Genomic DNA, 21,125 nt, shown 5'->3' on the forward strand with positions numbered 1-21,125 from the left:
TTTAAATAAAACTTCTAAAAATGGTGAAACGCAATAACAATTCTAACAACAATAAAAGTCCTGCTAAAAGCACTAATGGACGAAACATTTCTTGGTAGTTGTAGAATTTAAATTCTTCAATATCTGTCTTTTCTAGCTTATTAATTTCTTCATAAATTTCTGCTAGCTTTTGATTGTTTGTTGCTCTAAAATATTTACCTCCTGTAGCTTCAGCAATTTCTTTAAGAAGTGCTTCATCAATTTCTACTTGAACTCGTCCGTATTGAAATGCGCCATTAGCTAACATTGATACTGGCGATAAAGCCATTCCGTTTGTTCCAAGTCCTATGGTATAGGTTTTTATACCATATTCAACAGCTAACTCACTTGCTATTTTAGGGTCTATAAATCCGGTATTGTTAACACCATCTGTAAGCAAAATAATCACTTTGCTTTTGGCCTTACTATCCTTTAGGCGGTTAACGGACGTTGCAAGTCCCATACCTATTGCCGTTCCTCCTGTAATAATGTTATTATACTTAATGTCATTTAGAGATCGTAATACAATAGATTTATCACTAGTAATAGGTGTTTTGGTATAGCTTTCTCCTGCATATTCTACAAGACCGATTCTATCATTAGGTCGTTCTTTTATAAACTGTGCTGCAACATTTTTAAGGGCTTCTAATCGGTTTGGCTTTAAATCTTTGGCAAGCATACTTGCAGAAACATCTATTGCCATAACAATATCAATACCTCGTGTTGTTTTCGTTTTTGTAGAAACATCAACTGTTCGTGGTCTTGCCAATGCTGTTATAATAAGACCTAAAGCTAATAGCCTTAATACAAACAGTGCGTGTTTTAGTTTAGGTAAAAACGAATTTGTTGTTTTAAACCCATTTATGCTAGATATTTTTAAAGCAGCCGTTTGCTTTTTAAACTTAAAAATATACCACAGCAAGGCTAATGGTAGCAATAAAAACAACCAGAAAAATTCTTTATTTAAAAATTCAAATCCTTCAAACATTATTCTACTTTTTTAAGTTCTAAAGAGTTCATCATTCTTTCTGCCATTTGTTGTGCATATACATCATCTGTTTCCCAGCTTATAATTATTTGCTGAATCACATTTTGTGCTGTAAAATGAAACATCATGTATTCGCCCTCTATAAAATTATCACTTTGAGCAAGTGGAATGTTTGCCGTTCCATATGTTTTTAAGCCTTCGGCGCCATTTGGTGTTACAAATTTTTCCTGTTTTACAATAATATTTTGATACCCTTTGGCTTCCATAGCTTTAATAGCTTCTTCTGAAACAGCCACCAAGTTTACTTGATTTTCGTTGGTGTTTTGCTGTCCTTGTTGAGGCTGCTGTAATTGCTGTTGTTGTGGTAACGTAGCTGTACTAACCATAATACTCAAGTTATCTGAAGCATTTTGATAACCAAAAGATGTAACTTGGCCTTGGGTACTTGTTTTAGGATCTTCTAAACGCTTTAAAACTTCAGGAGTTGATATTGTTATTGGTGGCACACCATAATCACTTCGAACCCAATCACCCTCAAGTAATTGCTTACTATCATTGCCTACAATAGTATCTTTTACATAAGTAAAACCGTATTTTAAACCAAACCCAACAAATACTGCTATTAGCAAGCCTATAATTACAGATACAGATAAAACAACTTTACGACGTTTCTTTTTACGTTCTTGCTCTAATTTATATTGTTCGTTAAGTAATTTTTCTTCTTCACTAGGCTCTGGCAACACCTCTTTTACGTGATCTATCTCGTTGTCTACAGTTTGCCTATCTAGTTTTGCTAATTCTTTATCTGGAGCAGATTTTGCAAACTTTACCAAATCGGCACGTTTAAAAATACTTTCTAAATTAGAGATTGTTTCTCTGCTTAAATCTATTTGATTTCCTTCTTTAAGCAGTTGTAATCGCGAAATCAACTCGTCTGTTGTGCTTTCTAAAGCATGGTCGTAAACTTTTTCATCAAGATATTTTCTAATGGCTAAAGTAAGTTCAGAATAGTATTCTTTATATTCTTCATGCTCTAAATAATGACTTTCGTCTAATTTTTTTAAAGCTAGTTTTGCTCTATCATATGGTGGTAGTAGTGCAATTTTTTCTTCTTCAGTAAGTGGTTTTTTTCGCCATAAAAACCAATATAATAAAATACCTACAATGCTTAATGCCACTAAAACATAAAGCGGTATTTTCCACCAATTAGTCTTGCTTTTTTCTACTGTGATGAATGGTTTTACATCATACAAACCTTGTTTTGTTGAGTCTACAATAATATTATTTACTTCAACTTTTAACGAGTCTGTAAATACGGTTTTATTGCCAATAATAATTTTTTGTCTTGGTATTGTGTAATGGCCGGAATCAAATTGTGTAAGGCCATATTTTTTTATTAAGCTGTATTTAGCGTCGTATTTTGTTGTGTCAATATCATAAGATTCAATCATTTCTAGAGGAGAAAATGTTTGCCCTTCTGGAAAAACAACAAGGTCTGTAGAGTCTACTTCTACTTGAACTTGATACGTAATTTGCTCTCCTATTCTAATTTTAGTGGAATCTATAGATGATGATACTTGAGCAAATGAAACGCTAGATATTAAAACCAATAGTACAAACAATGTCAATTGTTTTAAACTACTGATTTCGAGTTTTTTATATCTAAAATTGTTGTTCATAAATCTAAAATCGTTTTATCCGCGACGTTTAAAATATCCTAATAACTTTTTTACATAACTTTCATCTACGCGGCAGTCTATGCTTCCTGCTCCTGATTTTGTAAAGCTATCTTTAAAATAATCTACACGCTCTTGATAGTATTTGGCATAGTTAGCCCTTACTTTTTTAGACGCTGTGTTTACTAACATATATTCACCTGTTTCTTCGTCTTGCATTTGTACCATACCTAAATTAGGAATTTCTTCTTCGCGTTTGTCATATACACGAATTCCGGTAACATCATGTCGTCCAGAAGCTATTTTAAGTGTGTGTTTGTATTCTTGAGACATAAAATCACTCAACACAAAAACAATGGCTTTTTTCTTCATCACATTTGATAAAAATTTTAAAGCCTCTGCTACATTGGTTTGTTTACTTTTAGGTTGAAACTCTATAAGCTCTCTAATAATTCGCAATACGTGAGATCGTCCTTTTTTTGGCGGAATATAAAGCTCTATATCATCCGAAAATAATATGAGCCCTATTTTATCGTTATTTTGAGTTGCTGAAAATGCTAAAGTTGCAGCTATTTCAGTTACTATTTCGTTTTTAAATTGTGTTTCTGTACCAAAAAACTCTGAACCAGAAACATCTGCCATGAGCATCATAGTAAGTTCGCGCTCTTCTTCAAAAACCTTAATATGAGGTTCGTTAGTACGCGCAGTTACATTCCAGTCTATATTACGAACATCATCACCATATTGATATTGACGCACTTCAGAAAATGTCATACCACGACCTTTGAAGGTAGAATGATATTCACCTCCAAAAATATGATCAGACAACCGGCGTGTCTTAATCTCTATTTTTCGTACTTTTTTTAGTAACTCTTTCGTATCCATTTTTCAATTTATGATTACAGATTTTTGATTTACGATTTTAAAAAAACCGCGATTCGTCATTCTAAAACCTTAAATTCTATGGTACTTCTATTTCGTTTACAATTTTGTTGATAATGTCTTCTGAAGTAACATTTTCAGCTTCGGCTTCATAGGTAATTCCTATTCTGTGGCGTAAAACATCATGTACTACAGCGCGTACATCTTCAGGAATTACGTAACCACGACGCTTTATAAATGCATAGCATTTTGCTGCCGTAGCAAGATTGATACTTCCACGAGGTGATGCACCAAAAGATATCAGAGGCTTTAAATCTGCCAACTTATATTTTTCAGGATAACGCGTTGCAAAAATGATATCTAGAATATATTTTTCTATTTTTTCGTCCATGTAAACCTCACGAACAGCTTTTTGAGCACTTACAATCTGCTCTACAGAAACAACTGGGTTTACTTTGTCATAAGCACCTTTTAAATTGGCACGAATGATTAATTGTTCTTCTTCCAGTTTAGGATATTTAATAACTGTTTTAAGCATAAAACGGTCTACTTGAGCTTCAGGAAGCGGGTATGTTCCTTCTTGCTCAACTGGGTTTTGAGTAGCCATTACCAAAAATGGTTTGTCTAAAACAAACGTTTCATCACCAATGGTTACTTGCTTCTCTTGCATGGCTTCCAGTAATGCTGATTGTACTTTAGCAGGTGCACGGTTTATCTCATCTGCTAAAACGAAATTAGCAAAAATAGGTCCTTTCTTTATAGTAAAGTCATTCTCTTTAATATTGTAAATCAATGTACCTACAACATCGGCAGGCAATAAATCTGGTGTAAACTGAATTCTACTAAAACTTCCGTGAACTGCTTGTGAAAGGGTATTAATAGCTAGTGTTTTTGCAAGTCCAGGAACACCTTCTAGCAAAATATGCCCTTGTCCTAACAACCCTATTAATAATCGTTCAACCATATGCTTTTGGCCTACAATTACCTTGTTCATCTCTAGGGTAAGTAAATCAACAAAAGCGCTTTCCTTTTCAATCTTCTCGTTAATTGCCTTAATATCAATTGTACTTGTTTCTTCCATCATTCTTTAATTTTTTTAAACCTCGAATATACTATGCTTATTTGAGCACTGCAAATTGTTAAAATTTTTGCTGTACCGCTGTTAATAATTGGTTAAAAAATCGCGTTTTAAAAGAGATTTAAGAGTATTTTTACTTTTATAAAGCCTAAAATTAAACTGATAAAAAACACCGCAATATGTATTCAAAAATAATTGCAGGAACCATGACATGGGGACAATGGGGCAAAAAGCACTCTAAAACAGAGATGATAGACACCATAAATTATTGTTTAGAAAACAACATCACAACCTTTGACCATGCCGATATTTATGGTGATTATACTACTGAAGCTGATTTTGGAAACGCCTTTACTGAAAGCAATATAACAAGAGACGCTATACAACTTATAAGCAAATGTGGCATTCAGCTTCCAGGAAACTCTAGGTCAAAACTACAGGTCAAACATTACAATTATAGCAAAGACTATATTATTTGGTCTGCAGAAAACAGCTTAAAAAACCTAAAAACGGATTATTTAGATTTATTGCTTTTACATAGACCAAGCCCATTGATGCAGCCTGAAGAAGTGGCTGAAGCAATTTCAATATTAAAAAAACAAGGAAAAATTAAAAACTTTGGCGTTTCTAACTTTACTACAAGTCAAACAGAACTATTAAGCCAATTTACCAATATTAGTGTCAACCAAATAGAATTTTCGTTAACACAGCATACTGCTATGCATGACGGCGTTTTAGATACTTTAATGGCAAAAAAAATAAAACCTATGTGTTGGTCTCCTTTAGGAACTGTTTTTAAAGACACTAATGAGCAAACAACACGTGTTCATTTACAGTTAGAAAAATTAATAGAGAAGTATAACGCTACTAAAGATCAGTTACTTTTAGCATGGATACTAAAACATCCTGCCAATATTACTCCTGTTATAGGTACCACAACAAAAGAACGCCTAAAAAATGCATACAACGCAACTAATATACATTTAGATATTGAGGATTGGTTCTTAATTTTAAACGCCTGCCAAGGCCATGAAGTCCCATAACACATCACAAAAGGATAATTTATATTGAGCAATAAAATGCAAAAAAACTATTAAATTGTAACATTAATTTTTTACACAAAAAATGACCCTAAAAAAAACAGCCTTAATTACCGGAGCTACTAGCGGCATAGGAAGAGCAACAGCTCACGAATTTGCAAAACACGGTATTCAACTTGTTTTATGCGGAAGACGCCAAGAACGATTAGACATTGTTGAGTCTGCATTACAAAAACAAACCCTTGTGCATACATTAAACTTTGATGTAAGTGATAAAAACGCTACTCAAAAAGCTATCGATTCGCTTCCCGAAAATTTTAAAAACATAGATATTCTAATAAATAATGCAGGTAATGCTCATGGATTAGACCCAATACAATCAGGAGATACTGACGATTGGGATGCTATGATGGATATTAATGTAAAAGGACTTCTTTATGTAAGTAAAGCCATTATACCACAAATGACCGAGAGGCAATCTGGTCATATTATTAACATTGGTTCATCTGCTGGTAAAGAAGTTTACCCAAAAGGCAATGTATATTGTGCAAGCAAACATGCTGTTTTAGCTATAACTGAAGGCATGCGCATAGACCTTAATGAATTTGGTATAAAAGTAAGCGCTATAAACCCTGGATTGGTAGAAACAGAATTTTCTAAAGTCCGCTTTAAAGGTGGCACAGCCGCCAATGGTGTTTATAAAGGCTACAAAGCCTTACAAGCTAAAGACATAGCCGAAATTATTTACTTTACAGTATCTAGACCTGCTCATGTAAATATTGCTGATTTGCTAGTGTTTCCTACAGCACAAGCTAGCTCTACTATTGTAAAAAAAGAATTATGATTAATAAACGCCTCCTTATTAAAAACTTATTAGCTCATAATGATGAGAATAGTTTTTATGATAAGAAGCGAAAAATTGACATTAGTCAAAAAGAGGGGAAAGCCAAGTTTTTAAAACATGTTTGTGCATTATCTAATAGCAACCCAAAAAACAATTCTTATATCGTTATTGGTGTCGAGGATGCAGACAATAGTATAGTAGGCGTTGATTTTTTTGATGATAGTAAAATTCAAAATCTTATAAACGCTTACTTAACTAATCCACCTATAGTACAGTATGAAAACATTCCTTTCCCTCATTTACCAGATTATAGGGTTGTTGGTTTAGTTACTATTAGACCTATTGATAAAATCACTTCATTAAAAAAGAATATCTGGAAATATTATGGTGGTTCGGTCTTTTTTAGAGAAGGCAGCATTAGCATGCCAAAAGTTTTTGATATAGAGATTAAAGATTTAAACTCTAAAACTGTACAAGCCATAGAAAATCATTCTCAAAACAACATTGAACACACATTAGATGCTGTTTTTGATTTTATGAAAGACCGAAAAGATTATCAACCTCAATATAAAGTTTTTAAAGAATATTTTGTGGTTTGTTGGTCTGGACAAAAAAAAGTGGTTAAAGATGAAATCTTTTTTTCTAGGGTTGATATCAAACTTATCAATGAACAGGTTCGATTATTTTACTCAACCCTTGATGAAGTTGCTATTTCTTATGATGAAAACTCATTTAAAATTATTGAGTACGTAAGTTTAGGACTTCAAAATTCTTATAAATATTATCCGTTAGAGGAAACTATTATTCAATTTGAACCCAACGCAAATTACCAAATACAAACAAAACTACTTTTTCAACCGCCGCAATTTGATAAAAAAGTACTGCATCATATATACAACGCAAACAACAAAATTTTAGAAAAACTAAAGAAAGGATTAACACTAAATAATAACGAAAAAGCTGATTTAAAAAACCTTCCAGCAACGTACTTAATCTGTTATTTAAACTTGTTTCATGAAGCTATAAATAAACTGCATGAAGCAAAACCATATTTAAAAAATTTTGATTTGAATGCTTACAAGCATTACAAAGAATCTGTTCGTATTTTACGAAAAGTAAAATATAGCTAGCGTATTTACAAAACACAAAAACTCTTAAAATCAGACAATTAAAAAAATATTTAATATTATTTTATTATATTTGATGTGCTATTAATCAAGTATTTTAAACAGCCTTGCTTTTTAAAAAAGTCATTTTTTATAAATCAAGGTTGTTTTTTATATAAAATGTAACGGTTCAAATTCCTTTTTTAAAACAGGTTTCTCGTTTACATGTAGCCATTTACTCAACACGGTTGCATAAATACTTCTAAAATCAATTTCAAACTTAATATCTCCATTATCATCTAAATCAGTTAGAGCCGCAAGATTATTATAAACACCTTGCTTTTTTAAGTTTTCACCAATGATGAAAACATTATTTGCAGAACCATGATCTGTGCCTTTTCCTGAATTTTCTTTTACACGTCTACCAAATTCTGAAAAGGTTAATATTAGCGTATCTTTAAAAGTATTTTGTTTTTTTAAGTCTTTCACAAAGGCTTCAACACCTTCTGCATAAACATCTAGTAAACGCTTTTGAGAATTTAGTTGATTAACATGTGTGTCAAAACCTCCTAAAGAAGCATAAAAAACACGTGTTTGTAATCCTGAATTTATAAATCTACCTATCGTTTTTAACTGATTAGCAAATGGCGTTTTTGGATATTCTGTTTTTGAATCCCAAGTTTTATTAGTGTTATGAATATAAGTAGCAGATGATTTTGCAGTAATCATAGACTTATACAGATACCCTAAATTATGTTCACTTAAATGTTCATCGTTATAATACTTTTGAATATTATTAAGGTAAGGATCTTGAGATATTTTATACAACATTTCCGGATTGGTTAGTGCAATTCCGGTAGCACGCTCACCTTTTAAAGCTAAAGACATACTTTCATCTATTTCTATCGCATTATATGGGTGATTGCCATATGCATCTAAATAACGTCCTATCCATCCGCTTTGTAAATATTGGTTTGATGCGCTTGCTGTTTGCCAAATATCAGTTGCTCTAAAATGAGACCTATTCGGATTTGGGTAACCCACATTATTTATAATTGACAAATACCCTTTATCATAAAGTCTTTTTAATGGCAATAAACTAGAGTGAAATGCTAAATCATCTGTAAGCTTAATTGATTTACTTTTCGATATGCTTATTTTAGGTCTACTTTTATAATATATGTCATTTCTGAAAGGTATAACAGTATTTAAGCCGTCGTTTCCACCAGACAATTGTACTATTACTAAACGCTTATACCCTAATTCTGAAGCCAAATTTGTTTCAAACGCTTTTACAAAACTTGGCACAAAAAATAAACTACTTGCTAATGCTGATTGTTTTAAAAATTTTCTTCTTTCCATAACTAACACATTTGATATTCTGGCAATGACATAAGCTGGATGCAATAACTTTTTCTAGAAACTTTGCTTAAGTTATTTAGATATGCTTTTGTTCCTACATTTATTTTTGTAGTAATAAGTAATTGTTCTATTTCCTGAAAAGAAATTGATCCATACAGTTCATTAAAAGCTTTCCAATTTACTTTGGTTTTTAAAGGTTTTCTCTTGGTATGCAAATCTTGATATTCTTTAAAAGCATCATTAAAATCACCTTTTTCTACTGTTGAAATTTGTCCGTCATTCAATATTACAGAAGGTAATTTTAACCGAAGTAATATGGTGTTTGAGTCAATCCAATGTCTGCCTCCTTTCCATCCTGCTACATTAGGTGGATTAAGCAACGTTTGACCTAAATGTTTTTGTAGTCTTAAAAAGTCGGTCATTTTTAAAAAAGTAAACGGCGTAACTCGCTGCATTCCTACCAAAAGCTCAATAGGCGACTTTATTTTAGCTCCAATATGTTGCTCATTATAAAACCAATCTGACATAAATACAAAGCGCATCAAAGCCTCGATATTATAATTTGGAAAAAACTGCTTAACCATTTCATCAACATGTCTTTCATTTATCTTGTTGTTTACAAAATAGGCATATATTTTTCTACAAATAAAAGTTGCACAGGCTCTTTGCTCTAAAATTATATCAATAATATCATCACCTTTATAACGTCCAGATTTACCAAAAAAGTACTTAAAATCATCATCATGCTTTTTTTCATTAAAAACAAATTCACCATCAAAACTATGGTTATACCCTGTAAAAGCTTTAGCACTTTCTTTTATATCATCTTCAGTATAGTTTCCTACTCCTAAAGTAAACAGCTCCATAAGTTCTCTCGCAAAATTCTCATTGGGATTAGACTTTCTGTTTTGCTTTAAATCAAGATACCGTATCATGGCAGCTTCTTTAGATATAGCTTTAATAAAATCTCGAAAGTTTCCTAGCGCGTGCGTTCGTAATGTATTATTAAATTTTAAGGAGTATGTGATAAAATCATCAGAACAAACAAAGTGATTAGCCCAAAACAAAGTCATGCGTTCTCTTAAAGACTGTTTAGTGTTTACCAACCTATGTGTCCATTTTTTATTTAATACTTTAAGAAGCTCTCTACTTTCCGTTATAAACTCACGTTCTTTTTTGGTGTCTTTTATAAACGCTTCTTTAGATAGGTTTTTAAACGAGCCTAAATCTATATACAAAGGTGTTATTACTCGTGAAGCGTCAAATAACTGATCAACTACTTCTTTTTTACTTAAAGCTGATAGTTTTTTTAACTGCCTTGGTTTCACACCAAAGCTAGCACGCCAATATAGATGTTGTATGTGTTTTTTATCCATGCTAATTTGAATTGATTTAACATGGTTGGTTTAGTATAAAGCTAAAAATACACACTTTTTAATAAGCCTTGCAATTTTTAACAAAGTTTAAAGAATCTGTTTTTTAATTATTTAAAATGTTAACCTTATTAAATTAAAACTATAAAGTGTTAAACGAACAAAAAAACACTATTATGAAAACATTTATGAAACCCTTAAACGCATTTATTATTGTAATATCAATGATATCTTTATTTTCTTGCTCTAACGACGATGATGTTCTGATACTTCCTCCAGAACCAACAACACAAGAACTTTTAGCAAACAAATGGTATTTAGAAAAACGGGTAAATACTTCTACAACGCCACCAACAACACATGAGGCTAATGATTGTGAAAAAAATACGTATTTTGATTTTAACAATGATGGAATCATTATAGCCGAGTCTTTTGGGTTAAATGGCGGCAACTGCGAATCATTAAGTCTTGAATCAGGAACATATTCGCTAAATAACAATGAAGATCAAATTATCATAACAGATTCTGGATCAACTCAAATTGTTAATATATTAACCTTATCAAGTACAGAATTGGTTATTTCATTCAACACAACAGAAATTCATTTTATGAGATAATCTCTCGCTAGGTTTAAAACTAAAAAAGCCATTTTCTTTGTAGAAAATGGCTTTTTTTAAATTTATTTTAAACTGAAATACTATAAATCAAACTTTATACCTTGAGCTAATGGTAACTCTGTAGTGTAATTTATTGTATTTGTTTGGCGTCTCATATAAACCTTCCAAGCGTCAGATCCTGATTCACGACCGCCTCCAGTTTCTTTTTCTCCACCAAAAGCACCGCCTATTTCAGCTCCTGAAGTTCCGATATTAACGTTTGCTATACCACAATCACTTCCTGCATGAGATAAGAAACGCTCTGCTTCTCTTAAATTATTAGTCATAATAGCTGATGATAAACCTTGAGCAACACCATTTTGCATATCAATAGCATTTTCTACATCACCAGAATATTTTAATAAGTATAATACTGGAGCAAATGTTTCATGCTGAACAATTTCAAACTCATTAGATGCTTCTGCAATGGCTGGTTTCACATAACAACCAGACTCATATCCTTCGCCTTCTAATACGCCACCTTCTACTACAACGTTTCCGCCTTCTTCAACAACTTTTTCTAAAGCATGCTGATACATTTTTACTGCATCCGTATCAATTAACGGACCAACATGATTGTTTTCATCTAGAGGGTTTCCTATACGTAATTGCTTGTAAGCATCTACTACGGCATTTTTCACTTGATCGTAAATAGACTCATGTATAATTAAACGACGCGTACTTGTACAACGTTGACCACATGTACCTACAGCTCCAAATACAGCTCCAATTACTGTCATTTTAATATCAGCATCTGGCGTTACAATAATAGCATTGTTTCCTCCTAACTCTAATAAGCTTTTTCCTAAACGAGCAGCTACTTCTTGAGCAACAATTTTACCCATTCTTGTAGAACCTGTTGCAGATACTAAAGGAACACGCTTATCTTTTGTCATAAACTCTCCAACCTTATAATCTCCGTTAATTAAACAAGAAATTCCTTCTGGTAATCCGTTTGCTTTAAAAACTTCTGCGGCTATATTTTGACAAGCAACACCTGTTAATGGTGTTTTTTCACTTGGTTTCCAAACGCATACATCTCCACAAATCCAAGCTAAAGCTGTATTCCAGCTCCAAACTGCTACTGGGAAATTAAATGCCGAAATAATTCCAACAACACCTAGCGGATGATATTGTTCATACATTCTATGTCCTGGGCGTTCTGAATGCATGGTTAATCCATGTAATTGGCGAGATAAACCTACTGCAAAATCACAGATATCAATCATTTCTTGAACTTCACCCAAACCTTCTTGGTAACTTTTTCCCATTTCATAAGAAACAAGTTTTCCTAAAGGCTCTTTAAGCTCTCTTAATTTTTCACCAAATTGACGTACAATTTCACCTCGTTGCGGTGCTGGCATTGTTTTCCAAGTTTTAAAAGCAGATGTTGCTGCCTCCATAACTTTTTCATAGTCTTCTTTGGTAGTTGTTTTAACTTTACCTATCAATTTACCGTCAACTGGAGAATAACTTTCTATAACGTCTCCGTTAGAAAAACTATTAGAACCTGTTGAAGTTCCTTCATTTATATCTTTAACACCTAAATCGTGTAAAGCTTTCTCAATTCCGAAATCTTTTGCAACTGCTTGCATAAATTTTGATTTTTTTATTATTATCTAATCTTTTTGCGAATATACTAATAAAAAGTCGCTTAACTTAATCTGTAGTTTTAAAAAATGTTAACTTTAATGCACCTTATAAAAGCACATTTATCATGAAGAAAACCCTATTACTTTTATTTTCGGTTATTGTTTGTATTGGGTGTATGAACGAATCTGAATTGAAAGCCTTATCTAAAAAACAAACCTTAAAAAAACCTGACAGCACTAATGTACAAACCTCTACTTTTTCAATTGTTATTCACGGTGGTGCTGGTACTATTCTAAAAGAAAACTTAACACCAGAAGACGAAAAAGTTTACAAAGAAAAGCTAGAAGAGGCTATAAAAACAGGGTATAATATTTTAAAAGAAGGAGGAACAAGTCTTGATGCTGTAGAAAAAACTATAAATATACTAGAAGATTCACCCTTATTTAACGCCGGTAAAGGTGCTGTTTTTACCAACGCTGAAACAAACGAACTAGACGCATCTATTATGGATGGCAAAACGCTAAATGCAGGAGCTTCTGCAGGAACTAAAACTGTAAAAAACCCTATTAATTTGGCCAGGTTAGTCATGGAAAAATCACCACATGTAATGCTTTCTGGAGAAGGAGCTGATGCTTTTGCTTCTGAACAAGGTCTGGAAACAGTAGACTCAAGTTACTTTTTTACAGACAAAAGATTTGAATCTTTAAAGCACATAAAAGCAAAAGAAACCATAGAAAAGAACGATCATAAAATGGCATTTTATGATGCTAAAATAAAAGATTCTAAATTTGGAACTGTAGGCTGTGTTGCTTTGGATAAAAACGGGAATCTTGCCGCGGGCACATCAACAGGAGGCATGAGCAATAAACGTTGGGGACGTATTGGCGATTCTCCTATAATTGGCGCCGGCACATATGCAAACAACAAAACATGTGCTGTCTCTAGCACTGGTTGGGGCGAATATTTTATTCGCGCCATGGCTGCTTATGACATATCTGCATTGATGGAATATAAAGGACTATCTTTACAAGAGGCTGCTAAAGAAGTCGTTCAAACAAAAATACCAAACCTAGGTGGTAATGGTGGAATTATCGCTGTTGACAATCATGGTAATATGGTTATGGAGTTTAATACTGCCGGCATGTATCGTGCATCTATGAATGATAAAGGCGAACTCTATATTGGGATATATAAAAATTAATTTTGAAACCAAGAGAGATTTTAAAACATACTAGGCATAGGTCATTTCCTTATCCAAAAAAATCTTGGATATTTTATCAGGAATGGAATCGTGCGCTTTTTTTACATTGGGAAATAGCCCTTGAAGACTTACAACCTTTTGTGCCTAAACCTCTCAAAATAGATCTAATAAACGGAAAAGCTTGGGTAAGTTTAGTTGCGTTTGATATGAATCATATTGGAATTAGAGCAATTCCCAGAATACCTCATATATCTGACTTTCACGAAATAAACTTACGAACTTATATTATTCATAATAACAAACCAAGTGTTTATTTTTTAAATATGGAAGGCAGTAAAAAATCGTCTTGTAGCATTTTAAAGAGACTGTCTAAATTCCCTTATCAGCATGCTAAAATGAATCGAAATAGTTTTTCTTATTCATCTAAAAACGCTGTCACTAATGATTCTTTTTACGCAGAATATCGCTTGCCAATACAACCCATCTCAAAAGACAAAACTGATCTTTGGTTGACAGAGCGATATGCTGTTTTTCAAGATTACAAGAACCATTTAATTGCCTATGATGTACATCATGCAGAATGGCCTTTGGAAACTTTAGCTATAAAAAAATTGGATATAAGCTATCCAAAATTTAATCATATTTTAAACAATTCACCTCATAGAGCTCACTATTCTAAAGGTGTTCAGGTGCTTGCTTGGAACAAACGTAAACATGCTTTATGAAAAAAGATTTTACACCTTACTACGCTGTAATTTTTTCTTCTACACAAACAGAAAACACCAATGGTTACCTAGAGATGTCAAACAAAATGTCGTCTTTAGCAAAAGTTCAAGATGGTTTTTTAGGAATTGAATCTGCTAGAAACAAAATTGGTATTACGGTAAGTTATTGGAGAGATCTTGAGTCCATATCTCAATGGAAACAAAACACTGAACATATATTAGCTCAACAAAAGGGACAAGAAATATGGTATGATTGGTACCGCGTGAGAATATGCAAGGTTGTAAATGATTATGAGTTTTTACACAAATAATTTACCTATCGCTTTAGTGTAAAATGCCCAATAAACTCTTGATTATCAATTTTAATAACATACCAATAATCATCTGATGGTAATTCTATATTATTAAACGTTCCATTCCAAGAGAAAGATTCATTTTTTGCGCTTTTTAAAAGCTTTCCATATCTATCAAAAATAGACACTTCAGATAACTCATAAGTCTCTATACCTATAAGCAAGAACGTATCATTTATTCCATCGTTATTTGGTGTAAAAAAACTAGGCACAACAAAGTGAAGATACTTTTTAATTATAACACCACAGCCATTAAGTTCTCTAACATGTATGTTATAATAATTCCCAGAAACATTATAAAAAACAGGACTTGACTGATAATAATATCCATCTAAAGAATATTCAAAATCACCCGTATTTTGCATCGTAATATTTATAGTATTTCCTACTGATTCTATCGTATCAATCACCGGAATATCTATTTGGGTAACACGCAAAGTCTTAACACTTGAGCATCCGTCTGTATTTGTAACTATTACGGTATATTCTCCTTCTTGGCTAACACGAATTGTCTCTGATGTTTCGCCTGTACTCCACACGTAGTTCATATTAGAAACACCTGCTTGTAACGTTATGGTATCTCCTTCACAAAACTCTAAATCTTCATCAAAAACTACAGGCAAATTACTAATTCTATAATTTAAAGCTGTTCTTAAAACAGATGTACAGTTGCCATTTTGAGAAACCGCCTCTGCAAAATATACTCCTGAATTTTCTGGTTGGTATGTTGTTGTGTTACTCGCTAATAAGTTGCCTCCATTAGGGCTATCATACCAATTTACTGTAGCGTTATTTGTAACAGTAACAGATAAAGGCATTAAGTCATCCTCACATACTACAAGGTCGCCGTTACTTATAGGAAAATTAGGGTTTGTTGTAATTTCTATTGAAAAAACATCAGAAACCACATTACATAAATCGTTTGCTAAATTAATGGCATCTTCAGATACTTTTGCTCTATAATAAGTTGTTGTTGTAAGTAATGGTGTTTGATATGTTGCATTATTAGCTCCTGGTATATCATTCCAAATATTACCATCTATGCTTTGTTGCCACTGATAAAAATGTGTAGAAAAAATTGAATTATCAGGATACACAGTAAGCGATGTTGTGTAAGGTGTATCATTTCCGCAAATTGAAGCACTATGCTCATTGGCTTGATTAGATATTGAAATATAGTCTCCACAAGACTTAAAAACAATATCATCAATAGCTAAATCATTTCCGCAGCCACCTGTTCCATTGTTTATCATTTTTAGTATTACAGATGTTTGACCTGGCAACGTACTAAAAACCAATCCATATTGCTCCCATCTAGGAGATGTTGTTCCTTGAATATCGCCAGTATCTCCTGTTGCTAGCACAGTAGTATCAGTATCGTCCCATATTTGAAATTTTACATTTACAGGAATTCCATTACCACTACAACCACTTGCTGGTAATAAATTTAATAGCCATGCTGAAAATTCATACGTAGTGTTTTCACAAAGGCCAGATATTGTTGTTCTAAAAAACTCACCTGAAGTAAAATCAGCATTTACTATAAAGCATTTTCCATTTGTATCATTTGGTGTATGATCTTGTGTAGCGTGCCAATCAAACCAATTAGTGCTGCTTGATATGGTATAATTACCATCGTCTGGACTATCATTTACATAATTATAACTAGTAGTTCCTGCTGCTAATGCGGGTCCATTTGTTGTACCAGAACCAAAGGTTTCTAAAAAAATAGGATCTCCAGAATTCCCACTGCAAAATCCTAATTGCGCATTTATGCTATTACAAAACAAAGCACATAAAAAAATGCTTATAAAACGAAACTTAATTATTGATAATTTCACGTGCTAAAAATAGCTATTAAACCAATAAAACAATAGAAATATTAAAGGATTAACAAGTATTTGTTAACGAAAACGTTTGCGTAAAAAGTCTTCAATTAGCAACATCGCTTTAGGTCATAAAATCGTATTTTTACATTCTTTATAATATGGCAAGTATCATCCTTCTTTTTCTTTGTTTATTTTTAGGTTTCATTTTTAAAAAGAGTCAAGTTTTTCCTAAAGAAACAGCAGTTGTTCTTAATAAATTTGTTATTTATATTTCATTGCCTGCTATGGCATTGCATTACTTGCCTAAAATACAGATTTCTGAAAAGTTATTTTTTCCTATTGGTGTTGCTTGGATAGGTTTTTTGTTGTCCTTTTTATTGTTTTATTTTTTAGGTAAATGGCTAAAGTGGTCTAGAAGCCTAATAGGCTGCACCATTTTGATGGGAGGTTTAGGTAACACATCATTTGTAGGAATACCTGTTATAGAAGCAATATACGGTAAGCAAGGCCTTGAAACACTTGTTCTAGTTGATCTGCCAGGCACATTTATAACGCTGTCTACGGTTGGTGTATTGGTTGCCGCTACTTATTCTAGAGGAAAAACAGACTTAAATCAAATAACTAAACGCATCTTGGGATTTCCTCCATTTATTGCGTTCTGTGTTGGGATTCTTATTATTGCTTTTAGCATTCAAGTTCCAGAGGTTATTGATAGTGTTTTTGAAAAACTTTCAGCAACAGTAACACCATTAGCTTTAGTCTCTGTAGGTTTTCAACTTAATATACAAAAGAGAAGTAAACATTGGGGGTTTTTAGCATTAGTGCTAACCCAACAACTTATTGTTTGGCCTTTATTTATTTTACTTTTTTACCGTATTATTTTGGGGCAATCTGGTGTTGACATTGATGTATGTGTTATGGAAGCAGGTATGGCTCCTATGATTACTGCCGCTATAGTTTGTAGTGCTTACGGACTAAAACCTAGGTTAAGTAATATGATAGTTAGTATTGGAATACCGCTTTCCTTTTTAACACTGGCTATATGGTATTACATAATTACTTATATTTTGTAATTACCTTAACGGAAAACCTTTGGCAGCCCACCACGGATGCACCTCTATTACCAAGCGTTCTGCTTTTACCATAGGGTCTAAATTAGCTAAACTATCAGCCATTTTTAGTGTTGGTACGTTATAAATTGTAACGCCTCTTATATCTCCATCGTCGCCAAATGGCCCAGAAATATCAGCGTAACCTTCGTCATACATACGCCCTAAATGTTCTAAATGTGCTTTTTGTAATGCTGCAGCTTCTTCTTCATTTTGAGATCTAATTGGTCCTTTTTTTAAAAAAACCATAAAGTATTGCTGCATTAGCACTGTGTCTTGGGTTTTCTCGTCTACGTAATCAAAAATTTTGTATCCTTTATTTGTAAGTTCTTTTTTTAAAATAGAAGCAGATTTTTTTTCAATCGGTTCTTCTTTTACAACATTACTTGGAGTCGTTTCTTCTGAAACTTCTACAGGCGATTTAGAAAAATTTTCTTGTTTTTTTGTGTCTTTTTTACAAGATACAAGCGCTAAAGCTATCAATGTAAAGAGTATTGTTTTTTTCATAAATTCCATTGTTTAAAAGGGTTTATACTTAATTGTGAATTGTAGTATTTTGTGTGTCCTGTAACCTCATTACCGAGCCATAAAGGTTTTTTAAAAACTTCTGCAGTATGGTTTAGCTCAACTTCTGCTATAACCAAGCCCTTGTTTTCTCCAAAAAACTCATCAACTTCAAAAATGTGATCACCATAAGAAACTTCATAACGCATTTTATCTATAACACCTTCTTCGCATAGCTCTAAAAGACTTTTTGCTTCATCTTCAGCTATTTCTTTTTCCCATTCAAAACGCGATAAACCATCATTGCTTGATAAACCTTTTACAGTTAAAAATCCTTTATCGCCCTTAAGTCTTACTCTTACTGTACGCGCAGGATGTGTGTTTAAAAACCCTTGTATAATTCGTGTATTCTTAAACGCTTCGTCTTTAAAAGCTGATGATTTTACTAAAAATTTTCGCTCTATTTCTTCCATATATGCTTTCCAAAAAAATGAAAATCTATTTCATCTTTTAACTTAAAATTTATAATCCTTGCTTCATAGGAATTAGTAAATTTACATCATGCCAAACGATTTACCAATTCGAAAAATTATTCATGTAGATATGGATGCTTTTTATGCATCTGTTGAGCAAATGGATAACCCTGAATTACAAGGGAAACCTCTTGCTGTTGGCGGCAGCAGCAAGCGAGGTGTGGTAAGCGCGGCTAGCTACGAAGCTCGTAAATTTGGAGTAAGAAGCGCTATGAGCGGTGTAAAAGCCAAGCGTTTATGTCCTGATCTTATTTTTGTAAGACCACGTTTTGATAGGTATCATGACATTTCAAAAAAAATCCGAAAAATTTTTTTTGAGTATACAGATTTAGTTGAACCACTTTCTCTAGATGAAGCATACCTAGATGTAACTAATAATAAAAAAGGTAATCCTAGCGGTTCACTTATTGCCAAAGAAATTAGAGCGCGTATTTTTGATGAGGTAGGCTTAACTGCTTCAGCAGGGATTTCTATTAATAAGTTTATTGCAAAAGTGGCTAGTGACTACAACAAGCCTAACGGACAAAAAACAGTAACACCAGAAGAAGTTCTACCTTTTTTAGAAGCATTAGATATTCGTAAATTTTATGGGGTTGGCAAAGTGACCGCTGAAAAAATGTATCAAAAAGGTATTTTTACTGGCAAAGACTTAAAAAGTAAATCTCTAGAATATCTTGACACACATTTTGGTAAATCTGGCAGATACTATTATTTTGTAGTTCGTGGTATTCATACCAGTGAGGTAAAGCCTAACCGTATTAGAAAATCACTTGCTGCTGAACGTACCTTTAGTGAGAACCTATCATCCGAAGTATTTATGCTAGAAAAATTAGACCATATTGCCGAAGAAGTTTCTCGCCGTCTCAATAAAAGTGGTGTTTCCGGAAAAACGGTAACCCTAAAAATAAAGTATAGTGACTTTACGCTACAAACCAGAAGCAAAACCTTACCTTATTTTATAAGTGACAAAAGCATTATTCTAGAAACCGCAAAAGACCTATTATACCAAGAAAAACTACAAAACTCGGTAAGGCTTTTAGGTATTTCACTCTCTAACCTCAACACTGAAAAAAAGCCAAAACAAACAACACCCAAAAAAGAAGTTAGTGTACAGTTAAGGTTTGAGTTTTAATAATTCTATCTTACATATGTATAACTTGTGAATTAATAATCTATTTTATGTAAATTACTTCTCGTTATTTGGTAACAACCAGCTGTTAAAAACTTAAACTTTTTTAAATGCGTAATATTTTTTGCTTATTAATTGTTCTATCTTCTCCTTTTTATTTAGAAGCCCAAAACATAACAGACAAACAAATCCTGAAGCACATTAAAGGAAAAGATATTGAGTGGATTACTGACGAAAATAATTTGGCAAAAGTAAAGATGAAATCCACCAAAAAATGGGGCGTTTACAATATAGATGCCTATTATGATTTAGATGAAGCAGTTATTGACTTTGATGAAGTAGTAGCACCAAAATTCGATTCCATTGGCTGGTTTAAAAACATGGAACCTTTTACAATTGTAAAAATCAAAAAGAAATACGGTATTCTTTTAAATCCTTACGAAATACACGATGCTGCTGAGAGAGCCAACTACATCTATGACGCTGTAAAAATGAAGGAAGTAGATAGTAGGTATTACGCACTTATAAAGCAAAACGAAAAATGGGGATTAGTAGATTGGTTTGAAGATGTGGTTTTAGTAGATCCCACTTTCGATAGTCCAGAAGATGTACCATTGGTTTGGATAGAAGGTTGGGCAAAAGATATGTTTGTAGCTTCCAAGAAAAAACTAAAAGCTGATATACTCATTTTTGATGAAAGTAATGGCGATGGTGTTTTTAAAGCAAGGAATAAAGCCTCAAAAAAATGGGGCATGTATCAGTCATTAGGCGAAAATGATTTAACAACACTCATACCTGCAAAATACGACAGTATTCGTTTTTTTGGATACAACTCAAAATACACGGCAGTTTACAACAAAGGAAAAGTAGGGATGCATTTGTCTTATTGGAGTTATAATGAAAACACCAAACTTTCAGTACCTTGTATTTACGAAGATTATAAAAATTTTGATGCAGATGGTGTACTAAAACTGGCTATGAAAAAAGATGGAAAATGGGGTTGGGTAAACTGGTTAACAGGCAAAGAAGAATCAGAATTTAAATATGAAACGCTCGACGATTTGCCATATCCTTTTTATAAACAAGCCATTTGGATTGAAGACTAAATAAATCTTACATTAGTAAT

At 32.8% G+C, this 21,125-nt stretch carries 20 protein-coding genes; 10 read left to right on the forward strand and 10 right to left on the reverse strand.

From position 1 onward, the window contains the following. Position 1: 1 nt before the first annotated feature. The 4 genes from ACN5J3_RS00075 to ACN5J3_RS00090 all read right to left on the reverse strand — a co-directional run bounded on the left by ACN5J3_RS00075 (position 2) and on the right by ACN5J3_RS00090 (position 4,645). Positions 2-1,006 carry a VWA domain-containing protein gene (locus ACN5J3_RS00075; protein WP_344726763.1) on the reverse strand — a complete coding sequence of 335 codons (1,005 nt, stop codon included), beginning with the start codon at positions 1,004-1,006 and terminating at the stop codon, positions 2-4. Further along, positions 1,006-2,685, reverse strand: a complete 1,680-nt coding sequence (locus ACN5J3_RS00080) for a hypothetical protein (RefSeq protein WP_418510326.1) — start codon at positions 2,683-2,685, stop codon at positions 1,006-1,008. Before ACN5J3_RS00080 ends, ACN5J3_RS00075 begins: the two co-directional genes overlap by 1 nt. A gap of 15 nt (positions 2,686-2,700) precedes the next feature. Then, positions 2,701-3,567: a DUF58 domain-containing protein gene (locus tag ACN5J3_RS00085; protein WP_417290474.1), complete on the reverse strand. Its 867-nt coding sequence runs from the start codon at positions 3,565-3,567 to the stop codon at positions 2,701-2,703. Between the two features lie 76 nt (positions 3,568-3,643). After that, positions 3,644-4,645 carry an AAA family ATPase gene (locus tag ACN5J3_RS00090; protein ID WP_417290645.1) on the reverse strand — a complete coding sequence of 334 codons (1,002 nt, stop codon included), beginning with the start codon at positions 4,643-4,645 and terminating at the stop codon, positions 3,644-3,646. 176 nt (positions 4,646-4,821) lie between these two features. On the opposite strand from ACN5J3_RS00090, the gene ACN5J3_RS00095 reads away from it, so the two are divergent. The 3 genes from ACN5J3_RS00095 to ACN5J3_RS00105 all read left to right on the forward strand — a co-directional run bounded on the left by ACN5J3_RS00095 (position 4,822) and on the right by ACN5J3_RS00105 (position 7,656). Further along, positions 4,822-5,685 (forward strand): aldo/keto reductase, encoded by an 864-nt coding sequence (locus ACN5J3_RS00095; RefSeq protein WP_418510327.1) that lies wholly within the window; start codon positions 4,822-4,824, stop codon positions 5,683-5,685. Between the two features lie 82 nt (positions 5,686-5,767). Then, the gene (locus tag ACN5J3_RS00100) at positions 5,768-6,526 is read left to right on the forward strand and encodes an SDR family NAD(P)-dependent oxidoreductase (RefSeq protein WP_418510328.1); all 759 of its coding nucleotides are present in this window, start codon (positions 5,768-5,770) and stop codon (positions 6,524-6,526) included. Then, a complete protein-coding gene (locus tag ACN5J3_RS00105) occupies positions 6,523-7,656 on the forward strand; it encodes an ATP-binding protein (protein WP_418510329.1) in 1,134 nt (377 codons plus the stop codon). The genes ACN5J3_RS00100 and ACN5J3_RS00105 overlap by 4 nt, the downstream gene beginning before the upstream one ends. 147 nt (positions 7,657-7,803) lie before the next feature. On the opposite strand, the gene ACN5J3_RS00110 is transcribed toward ACN5J3_RS00105, so the two are convergent. Together ACN5J3_RS00110 and ACN5J3_RS00115 are read right to left on the reverse strand one after the other, a co-directional pair. After that, positions 7,804-8,994, reverse strand: coding sequence for a DUF1501 domain-containing protein (locus ACN5J3_RS00110; RefSeq protein ID WP_418510330.1), 1,191 nt, complete (start codon positions 8,992-8,994; stop codon positions 7,804-7,806). A 2-nt stretch (positions 8,995-8,996) separates the two neighbouring features. Next, positions 8,997-10,370, reverse strand: a complete 1,374-nt coding sequence (locus tag ACN5J3_RS00115; protein ID WP_418510331.1) for a DUF1800 domain-containing protein — start codon at positions 10,368-10,370, stop codon at positions 8,997-8,999. A gap of 173 nt (positions 10,371-10,543) precedes the next feature. On the opposite strand from ACN5J3_RS00115, the gene ACN5J3_RS00120 reads away from it, so the two are divergent. Beyond that, the gene (locus tag ACN5J3_RS00120; protein ID WP_418510332.1) at positions 10,544-10,984 is read left to right on the forward strand and encodes a lipocalin family protein; all 441 of its coding nucleotides are present in this window, start codon (positions 10,544-10,546) and stop codon (positions 10,982-10,984) included. A gap of 80 nt (positions 10,985-11,064) precedes the next feature. Here the strand turns inward: ACN5J3_RS00120 and ACN5J3_RS00125 are convergent, their stop codons facing one another. Further along, complete coding sequence (locus ACN5J3_RS00125) at positions 11,065-12,618, reverse strand: aldehyde dehydrogenase family protein (protein WP_344726775.1); 1,554 nt, start codon at positions 12,616-12,618, stop codon at positions 11,065-11,067. A 122-nt stretch (positions 12,619-12,740) separates the two neighbouring features. Here ACN5J3_RS00125 and ACN5J3_RS00130 point away from each other — a divergent pair, with 122 nt between their 5' ends. The 3 genes from ACN5J3_RS00130 to ACN5J3_RS00140 are packed head-to-tail and all read left to right on the forward strand — an operon-like array spanning position 12,741 to position 14,853. Beyond that, the gene (locus tag ACN5J3_RS00130) at positions 12,741-13,817 is read left to right on the forward strand and encodes an isoaspartyl peptidase/L-asparaginase family protein (protein WP_418510333.1); all 1,077 of its coding nucleotides are present in this window, start codon (positions 12,741-12,743) and stop codon (positions 13,815-13,817) included. A 2-nt stretch (positions 13,818-13,819) separates the two neighbouring features. Next, positions 13,820-14,542, forward strand: a complete 723-nt coding sequence (locus ACN5J3_RS00135; protein WP_418510334.1) for a YqjF family protein — start codon at positions 13,820-13,822, stop codon at positions 14,540-14,542. Continuing rightward, positions 14,539-14,853, forward strand: a complete 315-nt coding sequence (locus tag ACN5J3_RS00140; protein ID WP_418510335.1) for an antibiotic biosynthesis monooxygenase family protein — start codon at positions 14,539-14,541, stop codon at positions 14,851-14,853. Before ACN5J3_RS00135 ends, ACN5J3_RS00140 begins: the two co-directional genes overlap by 4 nt. A 5-nt stretch (positions 14,854-14,858) precedes the next feature. Here the strand turns inward: ACN5J3_RS00140 and ACN5J3_RS00145 are convergent, their stop codons facing one another. Beyond that, on the reverse strand, positions 14,859-16,736 hold the full coding sequence (locus ACN5J3_RS00145; RefSeq protein ID WP_418510336.1) for a T9SS type B sorting domain-containing protein: 1,878 nt from the start codon (positions 16,734-16,736) through the stop codon (positions 14,859-14,861). Between the two features lie 146 nt (positions 16,737-16,882). Here ACN5J3_RS00145 and ACN5J3_RS00150 point away from each other — a divergent pair, with 146 nt between their 5' ends. Beyond that, positions 16,883-17,797: an AEC family transporter gene (locus ACN5J3_RS00150; protein WP_418510337.1), complete on the forward strand. Its 915-nt coding sequence runs from the start codon at positions 16,883-16,885 to the stop codon at positions 17,795-17,797. Here ACN5J3_RS00150 and ACN5J3_RS00155 read toward each other — a convergent pair whose 3' ends face one another. Together ACN5J3_RS00155 and ACN5J3_RS00160 are read right to left on the reverse strand one after the other, a co-directional pair. Then, positions 17,798-18,340, reverse strand: a complete 543-nt coding sequence (locus ACN5J3_RS00155) for a YciI family protein (protein WP_418510338.1) — start codon at positions 18,338-18,340, stop codon at positions 17,798-17,800. Further along, positions 18,337-18,810 carry a CYTH domain-containing protein gene (locus tag ACN5J3_RS00160; RefSeq protein WP_418510339.1) on the reverse strand — a complete coding sequence of 158 codons (474 nt, stop codon included), beginning with the start codon at positions 18,808-18,810 and terminating at the stop codon, positions 18,337-18,339. The genes ACN5J3_RS00155 and ACN5J3_RS00160 overlap by 4 nt, the downstream gene beginning before the upstream one ends. An 88-nt stretch (positions 18,811-18,898) precedes the next feature. Between ACN5J3_RS00160 and dinB the strand changes: the two genes are divergently transcribed. Continuing rightward, positions 18,899-20,002 (forward strand): DNA polymerase IV, encoded by a 1,104-nt coding sequence (gene dinB / locus ACN5J3_RS00165; protein WP_418508725.1) that lies wholly within the window; start codon positions 18,899-18,901, stop codon positions 20,000-20,002. Positions 20,003-20,109: 107 nt separating this feature from the next. Next, entirely contained in the window at positions 20,110-21,105 is a 996-nt protein-coding gene (locus ACN5J3_RS00170) for a WG repeat-containing protein (protein ID WP_418510340.1), read from the forward strand. The last annotated feature ends 20 nt before the right edge of the window (positions 21,106-21,125 follow it).

Origin of the sequence: Corallibacter sp., from assembly GCF_048381695.1 — a bacterium.
Classification (GTDB): Bacteria; Bacteroidota; Bacteroidia; order Flavobacteriales; family Flavobacteriaceae; genus Corallibacter; species Corallibacter vietnamensis.